A 9,463-nucleotide genomic window follows, 5' to 3' on the forward strand; every position below is an offset into this window, starting at 1 on the left:
GGCCTACACGCCCTATCAGGCCGAGATCAGCCAGGGCCGGTTGGAAATGCTGTTCAACTTCCAGACCCTGGTCACCGAACTGACCGGCCTGCCGGTGGCATCGGCGTCGCTGCTGGATGAAGCAACCGCCGTGGCCGAGGCGGTCGGCATTGCGCTGCGCCATCACCGCGACAAGCGCACCAAGGTAGCACTTGCCGGCACGCCGCACCCGCAGACGCTGGACGTGGTGCGCACCCGCGCCGAGCCGCTCGGCATCGAGATCGATGGCGAGACGATCGACGACAACACCGCCGCCCTGCTTGTCTCCTGGCCGGATACATTTGGCGTCTATGGCGACCACAAGGCAGCGATCGACAAGGCACACGCGACCGGCGCCCTCGTCGTCTTCATCGCCGACCCGCTCGGCCTGACGCTGACCGACGCGCCGGCCAAGCTTGGCGCCGACATCGCCGTCGGCCCGATGCAGCGCTTTGGCGTGCCGATGGGCTTTGGCGGCCCGCACGCGGCCTATTGCGCCGTCTCCGACAGGCTGACGCGGCTGATGCCTGGCCGCCTGGTCGGCCAGTCCACCGACAGCAAGGGCCGGCCCGGATACCGGCTTGCCTTGCAGACGCGTGAACAGCATATCCGCCGCGACAAGGCGACCTCCAACATCTGCACCGCGCAGGCGCTGCTCGCCAATATGGCGACCGCCTATGCCATCTGGCACGGCCCCGCCGGGCTGCAGGCGATTGCCGGGCGCATCCACACGTTGGCCAATCGTCTTGCCGCCGGGCTCAAAGCAGCAAACATCTCCGTGCTCGGGTCAAGCCGCTTCGACACGGTGACGGCCGAGGTGAAGGGCAAGGCAGCTTCGATCGCCGCCGCCGCTGAAAAGGGCGGCAGATTGCTGCGTGCCGTCGATGCCGACCACATCGGCATCGCCTTCGACGAAACCTCCACCGAGGCCGATCTCGACGCAATCGCGGCCCTGTTCGGCGCCAAGGCTGGTGCCTCCGCCGACAGCACGGTGCCCGGCAAGCCGCGCGGCAAGGAGTTCCTGACCCAGCCTGTTTTCCACGAAAACAAGTCGGAAACCGAGATGATGCGCTTCCTGCGCCGGCTGGCCGACAAGGACCTGGCGCTCGACCGCGCCATGATCCCGCTGGGATCCTGCACCATGAAGCTCAACGCCGCCGCCGAGATGATGCCGGTGAGCTGGCCGAGCATTGCCAATCTGCACCCTTTCGCCCCGGCCGCGCACTCGGCAGGCTACCGTGCCATGATCGGCGAGCTGGAGGGCTGGCTGTCGGAGATCACCGGCTTCGACGCCGTCACCTTGCAGCCCAATGCCGGCAGCCAGGGCGAATATGCCGGACTGCTCGCCATCCGCGGCTATCACCGCTCGCGCGGCGACAACCACCGCACCGTCTGCCTGATCCCCTCCTCGGCGCATGGCACCAATCCCGCGAGCGCGGCGATGGCCGGCATGAGCGTCGTCGTCGTGCGCTGCACCGAAGACGGCAACATCGACATGGACGACATGAAGGCCAAGGCGACTGAGCATGCGCAAAATCTCGCAGCGCTGATGTTCACCTATCCCTCGACGCATGGCGTGTTCGAGGAAGGCGCACGCGATCTCTGCGCGCTGATCCATGAGCATGGCGGCCAGGTCTATTTCGACGGTGCCAACCTCAACGCGCTGGTCGGGCTTGCCCGTCCCGGCGACATCGGCGCCGATGTCTGCCACATGAACCTGCACAAGACCTTCTGCATTCCGCATGGCGGCGGCGGACCCGGCATCGGGCCGATCGGCGTCAAGGCGCATTTGAAGCCGTATTTGCCCGGCCATGTCACCGAAGGCTCGGCGCACGCCGTCTCCGCCGCCCCCTTCGGCAGCGCCTCGATCCTGCCGATCACCTGGATGTATATCCGCATGATGGGCGCCTCGGGCCTGAAGCAGGCGACCGAAACGGCGATCCTTTCCGCCAACTACATCGCGACGCGGCTCAGTGCGCATTTCCCGGTGCTCTACAAGGGCAGGCAGGGACGCGTCGCGCATGAATGCATCCTCGACACCCGTGTGCTCAAGGAGAGTGCAGGCATCAGTGTCGACGATGTCGCCAAGCGGCTGATCGATTATGGTTTTCACGCGCCGACCATGTCGTTCCCGGTCGCCGGCACGCTGATGGTGGAGCCGACCGAGTCCGAGCCCAAGCGGGAAATCGATCGCTTCTGCGAGGCCATGATCGCCATATCGGCAGAGGCAGCAAAAGTCGCCAGGGGCGAATGGCCTTTGGCCGACAATCCGCTGGTCAACGCGCCGCACACCGCCGCCGAGGCGCTGGCCGGCCAGTGGAACCATCCCTACTCGCGCCTGGAAGCGGCCTATCCGGCCGGCGACGCCGACACGGCAGCCAAGTACTGGCCTCCGGTGTCACGCATCGACAATGTCGCCGGCGACCGCAACCTGGTCTGCTCGTGCCCGCCGCTGTCCGACTATCTGGGGGCCGCGGAGTAATTTACGCTGAGCGCAAGGCCGGCTTGATCGGCTCGGCCTTGCCCATCCTCTTGCGGCTGATGACGCAATTTCGTCCGGCGCGTTTGGCGGCATAGAGCGCCGCGTCTGCCTCGGTGAGCACGTTGTCGAGGCTGCTGCCGCTTGCCTCGCCAAAGCCGATGCCGCCGCTGACCGTGCTGCGCAATTTGCCGAGCTGGGTGGGGACGATTTCGGCGCCGAAAGCCACGCCGATCTTGCTGGCGAGATCGTAGGCCTTTTCGTCCGTCATCCGCGACATGACGACTGCGAACTCCTCGCCGCCAAGGCGAAAAGCGTCGACGCCGGGCCGGGCATATTTCTTGATGACGGCGGCAAAACGGCACAAGACCTGATCTCCAACCGGGTGACCGTAGACATCGTTCGTCCGCTTGAAGTGGTCTAGGTCGAACATGACGATGGACATGAATGGACCGAAACTCCGCTCGCCGTAAAGCGACGTCAATGCCCGGCGGTTCAGCAACCCTGTCAGCGGGTCGGTCATGGTCTCGGCCTTGAGCTCGATCTGCGCCTGCAGATGATGGAGGGAGAGCGTCAATGCTCCGAGCCCGGTCATGCAGGCCACCGCCACGACGGAATTCAATCGTTCGGCCCAATTGTCGGGCGCAACCGCGAGCGTCCATTGCCCCTTGGTCAGCAGAACCACGCCGCAAAGCGCAAACGACATCGCGCAGGTGCCGCTCAGAAACGAAACCACCAGCAGGATGCGGCGATCGTGACTGCCGTTGATCCAGAACATGGCGCCGATCGCCGACAGCAGCGCCGTCACCGTGGTGTAGGTGATGATGAAGCCAACGCCGTCAAAGCCAAGGAAAGTGACAGCGGCACAGATAGTCATGGCGGCAAGCGCCGGTGCAACGGCGCGCCTGTAGCCGGGCACGCCGAGATATTGCATGGCCGACAAGCAGAGGATCAGGAACCCCAGGCTGAGCAGCGCAAGCACGATCTGGCAAAGCAGCGGATCGGGGTCCTTGGTGTACCGCCAGAACAGGATCACATGCGCGACGAGCACCAGAATTCCGCACGCCACCGTCAGCACGAAACCTGCCTTGGGCGCGGTGAACCAGATCGCAAACATGGTGACGCTGAGGCATATGCCCGACAGCGCGGCTGCGAGCAGGAGCGAACTGAAGTCCAGCATATCGGGCAAGGGCCTCTCGAGCGTCGGCGGTTGCGCTGCATTCTAGGTCAGCGGCTGCCCCCAGATACGGGTTTTCAGGCGATCCATCGATGCAACCTGCAGATAGGGTTTACAAAGCGTCGATGGCACGTGTCCCGAAACCGGACCATTGGACGCGAGATCAACCCTTGTTCAGGAGAGCGAGGTTGGCGTTGACGACGGTGGGATCGGCCATGCCGGCCTTCGCTTCGAGCAGCAGCGCCTTGGCCTTCTTGCGATTGCCGCGCAGCAGTTGCGAATAACCCATATTGTTGACGATCTGCGGCCTGCGACCGGCGACTTTCAGAAGCTGGCCGTAGGCACGGTCGGCGAAGTCGAAGCGGCCGAGTTCATCATAGGAAGCCGCGAGCCCCATCCAGGCCTCCGCATTGTCGGCCTTCAACTCGACGGCCTTGCGGAAGTGCTTTTCGGCGAGGCCGTAATTGGCGTCGCGAAACTGCGCCTTGCCTTGCGCCAGATCGGAGGTTTCGGTGTCTTTAGCCGCCGGTTGGATGGCGGTGGTCTTGGTGGTGTCGACGCCACTCGTCGAACAGCCAGACATCATCAAGACGGCCGCCATCGTGGCCATTGCCGGGAAATTATTGTGACGCATGCCCCTGCCTCATCGCCCGATTTGCCGGGTCGTTCTTCAGGAAACACAATATATCAGCGGCGATTAAACTTCGGTGCCGAAACGCCGCCAAAATTCGGCTTCGGGCACACCAGCCATTAACCACCAGGCCGCGGTGCTTCAGTCGCAGCCAGCGGCGTCCTCACGGCTCCAGGGCTTCGAGCCCCGCAGGAGCCGTATACCGGCTGCCGTCATAGCGTAGCCGGTAGGTTTGGCTCACGGACTTGCCGGGATGGGACTGGCACTCGCCATCCTTGTCGGGCAACGGATTGTCGGTATCCATTCGCTCGACCACCGTTATGTCGTGGTAGCCATGATGTTTGGCCGGGCTCATCGCCAGGCTAACCCGACTGGTATGGAAGGATCCGGCGCAATTGGTATCACCCTCGCCGCCATTGCCGGCCACGACCAGGCCATCGAGCACCATCCTCAGGGAATCGCCATCGACGGCATAGAGCCGCAGGTCGGTTTCACTGAACGGATTAGGCAGCGAATTGTTTGCCATTTCGATGCGCAGGCCAAAGGCAGTAACATCGGGCGCCAGCGCATAGCGGCCGGTATCAAGCTCCACCTGGCGGATGGCGATGGCATCATCATTCATCAGCCCGGGCTGGAGCAGGCGCTGGCGCACCTGCCAGCTCTTCCTGTCGACAATCAAAAGCTCGATATCGCCGGCATGCGCGTAGTCGCTGGGTTGGGACCCGTCCATCAGCGGCACTGCGACCAACAGCAGGTCGTCATGGGCGGGCCAGATCTTGCAAACCAGCCCTGGCGGATCGCCATACGCGAATGTCAGGGCAATGCTGGTGTGGGGTTCGAGCGTGAACGAGGTGCCGTCGGCGCTCTTTCGAGCTTTGGGATAGGCCTGCTGCACCAAGGCGGCGGCATCGCCGCAATCGCCGGCCACGGCCCAGGCGGGCGACAGGCTGGCCGCGGCAAGGCCAAGGAAGAGGGTGCGCAGCAGCATGGACTTTCTCACCTGCAAAGCCGGGTTCGGTCAGGACAATGGTTTGTCAGCCCCTTGCTAGGGCTTTTGTGGAGCGCTCGCTAGTGCGCCGTCATTTTGACGATGACTGGAATGGCCGCGATCATCAGCACCACCGGCAGGATGCACACAACCACGGGCACCGACATCTTGGCAGGCAGAGCGTGCGCCTTTTCCTCGGCCAACGACATACGCTTATGGCGCATGTCGTCGGAGAAGACGCGCAGCGCCCCCGACAGGCTGGTGCCGAGTTCCTTGGACTGCTGCAGCAGCGTGGCGAAGGAACGCACCTCGTCCAGGCTGAGGCGATCGGCGAGCGCCTTCAGCGCATCGTCGAGGCTGCGCCCGGCCCTCAGCTCCAGCGACACCAGCTGCAGGTTCTGGCTGAGCGCGGGATAAGTCTTGGCGAGTTCCTTGGAGACGCGCTCTATGCCTGCCTCCATGCTCATGCCGGCATCCGAGCAGACAATCATCAGGTCCATGAAATCGGGAAAGCCGTTGCGGTACTCGCGCCTGCGTTCCCGCACTTTCTGGCTCAGCACCAGGCCGGGCAGGAAATAACCGGCCGCGCCCGACAGGATGACGAATGTCCAGCGGCTGGCCATCGTTGCGTCCGGACTGGCCATCCAGCGGTTGAGCACAAACACGCCTATTGCCGTGCCGATCATCGCAGTGAACCGGATCAGGAAGAACGTGCCGACAGCGCGCGGCTCCATGTAGCCCGCCTGGATAAGCTTCATGCGCAGCCGCGCGACATTTTCCGGATCGCTCCTGGCGTAGAATTCCTGCGCCCGCTTCACCGCCTTCTCGCGCACGATGCCGGTATTCTTCTTTTGCACCGGCTCCGGTTTGGCGGCCACGGGACCGTTGTCGACCCTGAGCCGGCGCATGACCTCGTTGCGATCGCCCTTCGCCATGACAACAGGCCAGGCAACAGCGGCAGCACCCACCGCCAGCAGCAGTATGGCCACCGGCATCAATGAGGTCGGCGCAAGCGAGGCGAGGAATTCGATGAAATCCTGCATGTCAGAACTTGAAATTCGACATCTTGAACATCATCAAATTGCCCAGCATCAGCCAGGTGATCGACGCGCCAAGCAGATACCAGGTCTTCGGCTCGCCCCAGACGTCGCTGTAGAAGCCCGGCATCAGTGCCATGATGGCGGCAAACAGCAACGCCGGCACGGCCGTCAGAATGTAGGCCGACATCCGGCCTTCTGTCGCAATGGCGCGCACCTTGCGGCGCAGCTTGCCACGCTCGCGAATCGTCGTCGCCAGGCCGTCGAGGATCTCGCGCAGATTGCCGCCCGAACTGGTCTGGATCGAGACGGCGGTGACGAACAACGGCAGATCCTCCTGGCCGACCCGGTCGAACAGCGAGTTCAACGCCGAAACCAGATCGGATCCGTAGGTCACTTCGTCGGCGATGACGCCGAACTCGCTGCCGATCGGGTCGGGCATCTCGCGCGCCACCATGGCGATCGCCACCGGCACCGGATGGCCGGCCTTCAGGCCACGCGTGATCAGTTCCAGCGCCTCCGGCAACTGCATGCCGAACCGCTTCAGCCGGCGCTTGCGCTTGAAACGCAACGTCAGCACCGGCAATAGCGGCATGAGCACCACGAACAGGACGAACCCCATCAGCGGCGGCAAGCCGTACCAGATGGCGACCAGGGCCATCGCCATCGCCACGCCGCAGGTGATCATGAGGAATTTCGACAGCGGCATGATCATGCCCGACTGGGTTCGCAGCGCGCGAAACCGGTCCGCCGAAAACAGCGGCGTGCCCGCGTCAAGGCCGCGCTCCTTGCGCAGTTGGACGAGCACCTGCTCCTGGCTGATCTTGTTTTCCTGCAGCCTCATGCGCCGGTTGATGGCGGTGCGCTTGTCGCTGCGGCCGGCATAAAGCAGGTAACAGGCCTCGGCGATCAGGATGCCGGTCAGCGCGGCCGCGGCATAGACGACATAGATCGCGCTCATTCCATCGAACACTTGGCTACTCCTGCGGCCGGCCGGGTTCGAAATATCGTCCGGGAAACTCGATGCCCATGGCGCGCAGGTCCTCGAGGAAGCGCGGCCGGATGCCGGTCGCCTCGTAGTGGCCCAGAATCTTGCCGTCGGCCTCCATGCCGGTGCGCACGAAGCGGAAGATCTCCTGCATCTGGATGACATCGCCTTCCATGCCGGTCACCTCGGCGACACTGGTCACCTTGCGCTTGCCGTCGGACAGGCGCGTCAGTTGGACGATCAGGTCGAGCGCGCTGGCGATCTGGCTGCGGATCGACTGCACCGTCATCGGCATGCCGGTCATGCCAAGCATCTGCTCGAGCCGCGAAATGGCGTCGCGCGGCGTGTTGGCATGGATGGTCGCCATCGACCCTTCGTGGCCGGTGTTCATTGCCTGCAGCATGTCGAAAGCCTCCTCGCCGCGGCACTCGCCGAGGATGACGCGGTCGGGGCGCATGCGCAGTGCGTTCTTGACCAGGTCGCGCTGCTTCAGCTCGCCATGGCCTTCGATGTTGGCCGGACGTGTTTCCATGCGCGCGACATGCGGCTGCTGCAGCTGGAGCTCGGCCGCGTCCTCGATGGTGATCAGCCGCTCGTCTTCCGGAATGAAGGCCGACAGTGCATTGAGCATGGTCGTCTTGCCGGTGCCGGTGCCGCCCGAAATGATCGTCGTCTTGCGGGCATGCACGGCCGCCGCCAGCACTTCGGCCATGTTCTGGGTGATGGCGCCGAATTCGACCAGTTTATGCAGGCCGAGCTTGTTCTTGGAGAATTTGCGGATCGACACCAGCGGACCGTCGACCGCAACCGGGCGGATGGCCGCGTTGAAGCGCGAGCCGTCCAGCATGCGGGCATCGACCATCGGCTGCGATTCGTCGACGCGGCGACCGACCGCGGCGACGATCTTGTTGACGATGCGCAGGAGATGCGCCTCGTCCTTGAACGGAATGTGGACCGGCTGCAGCTTGCCCTTCTTTTCGACAAAGCAGTTCATGTGGCCGTTGATCAGGATATCGTTGATGTCGGGATCCTTGAGCAGCGGCTCGAGCGGACCGAGGCCGACCATCTCGTCGACGATGTCGTCGACCAGCGCGTCAAGCTCGACGGTGTTGATCGCCATCCGCTCCTGCTTGGTCTTTTCCGAAACGAAGTCATGCACTTGCCGGCGCATCTCATCCTTCGGCAAACGCTCCAGCGCGACAAGATTGATCTCTTCGAGCAGCAGCCGGTGGATACGCACGCGCGCATCGAGCACCTTGTTGGCATTCTTCGCCAGCGCTGCTTCCGGCTTTGCCGGCAAAGCCTTTCGGCTGGTTGGTATGACGACGGCATGATGGGCGACCGGCGTCGTCTCAGGCGCGCGCTGCGGACGCGCATCGCGGTTCTGCAGGGTGGAGAAGCGGCTGGTCATCCGGCTTTCCTCTTCAGTAATCCACGGCCCATGCCAAACAGCGAGCGCGATTTCGCCCGGGTCGGGACCGCTTCTTCCGGCAGGATGATCTTCTTCAGATCGTTGACGACATTGGCGTTGGGATCGATCTCGTGCAGCGGTACGCCGCGATCGACTGCTTCGCGCACCAGCCGGTAGTTGTTGGCGATGCCGCCGACGAAATGCTCGCCAAGGATTTCCTGGACGTCCGCCTGCTTGATGCCGTTATCGAACATCTTCTGTTCGAAACGGTTGACGATGACGTTCGGCTTCACTTCCTTGCCGGCCGTCTCGTAGACCGCCTGGATCAGCCGCTGGGTGTGGCGCAGGCACGGCACCGTCATTTCCGCGACGATGTAGAGCTTGTTGGAACCGAGCAGCACGGTCTCCGTCCATGGAAACCAGGTGCGGGGCATGTCGATGACGACATTGTCGAAATAGGCCGAAACGAGATCCAGCATGCGCACCACGACATCGGTCTTGAACGAGCGCATCTCGGCTGGATGCGCCGGTGCCGCCAGCACGCAAAGCCCGCTGGCATGCTTGGACAGCATCACGTCGAGCAGTTGGCGGTCGAGACGCTCGGGCTGGTTCTCGATCTCGGTGATGTCGAAACGCGGTTCGAGGTCGAGATATTCGGCACAGGCGCCCTGCTGGAAGTTGAGATCGACGACGCAGGTCGACGCGCCGCGCGTCACCGAGTGATGCAGCTGGAA

The 9,463-nt window shown here is 63.5% G+C and carries 8 protein-coding genes; 1 reads left to right on the top strand and 7 read right to left on the bottom strand.

Annotation, left to right across the window (positions count from 1 at the left end; translation table 11 throughout):
- Positions 1-2,500: aminomethyl-transferring glycine dehydrogenase (gene gcvP, locus EN991_RS11465; protein ID WP_127368772.1), on the top strand; the 2,500-nt coding region annotated here is incomplete at its 5' end.
- 1 nt (position 2,501) lies between these two features.
- Here gcvP and EN991_RS11470 read toward each other — a convergent pair.
- From EN991_RS11470 to EN991_RS11500, 7 genes are all read right to left on the bottom strand, one after another.
- A complete protein-coding gene (locus EN991_RS11470; protein WP_127368775.1) occupies positions 2,502-3,677 on the bottom strand; it encodes a GGDEF domain-containing protein in 1,176 nt (391 codons plus the stop codon).
- Positions 3,678-3,837: 160 nt separating this feature from the next.
- The gene (locus EN991_RS11475; RefSeq protein ID WP_013531956.1) at positions 3,838-4,308 is read right to left on the bottom strand and encodes a hypothetical protein; all 471 of its coding nucleotides are present in this window, start codon (positions 4,306-4,308) and stop codon (positions 3,838-3,840) included.
- A gap of 160 nt (positions 4,309-4,468) precedes the next feature.
- Complete coding sequence (locus EN991_RS11480; protein ID WP_127368773.1) at positions 4,469-5,293, bottom strand: hypothetical protein; 825 nt, start codon at positions 5,291-5,293, stop codon at positions 4,469-4,471.
- Positions 5,294-5,373: 80 nt separating this feature from the next.
- Positions 5,374-6,336, bottom strand: coding sequence for a type II secretion system F family protein (locus EN991_RS11485; protein ID WP_127368774.1), 963 nt, complete (start codon positions 6,334-6,336; stop codon positions 5,374-5,376).
- Between the two features lies 1 nt (position 6,337).
- Entirely contained in the window at positions 6,338-7,303 is a 966-nt protein-coding gene (locus EN991_RS11490; RefSeq protein ID WP_027162569.1) for a type II secretion system F family protein, read from the bottom strand.
- 4 nt (positions 7,304-7,307) lie between these two features.
- Complete coding sequence (locus tag EN991_RS11495) at positions 7,308-8,729, bottom strand: CpaF family protein (protein WP_013531960.1); 1,422 nt, start codon at positions 8,727-8,729, stop codon at positions 7,308-7,310.
- Positions 8,726-9,463: CpaE family protein (locus tag EN991_RS11500; protein WP_206519191.1), on the bottom strand; the 738-nt coding region annotated here is incomplete at its 5' end. The genes EN991_RS11500 and EN991_RS11495, both read right to left, overlap by 4 nt.

The sequence above is a fragment of the Mesorhizobium sp. M7A.F.Ca.US.005.03.2.1 genome (assembly GCF_003997795.1).
Lineage (GTDB): Bacteria > Pseudomonadota > Alphaproteobacteria > Rhizobiales > Rhizobiaceae > Mesorhizobium > Mesorhizobium ciceri.

Bases quoted from the DNA above. Each gene is read 5' to 3' on its own strand.
- EN991_RS11470 (WP_127368775.1), bottom strand. From the start codon at position 3,677: ATGCTGGACTTCAGTTCGCTCCTGCTCGCAGCCGCGCTGTCGGGCATA.
- EN991_RS11480 (WP_127368773.1), bottom strand. From the start codon at position 5,293: ATGCTGCTGCGCACCCTCTTCCTTGGCCTTGCCGCGGCCAGCCTGTCG.
- EN991_RS11495 (WP_013531960.1), bottom strand. From the start codon at position 8,729: ATGACCAGCCGCTTCTCCACCCTGCAGAACCGCGATGCGCGTCCGCAG.
- EN991_RS11485 (WP_127368774.1), bottom strand. From the start codon at position 6,336: ATGCAGGATTTCATCGAATTCCTCGCCTCGCTTGCGCCGACCTCATTG.
- EN991_RS11475 (WP_013531956.1), bottom strand. From the start codon at position 4,308: ATGCGTCACAATAATTTCCCGGCAATGGCCACGATGGCGGCCGTCTTG.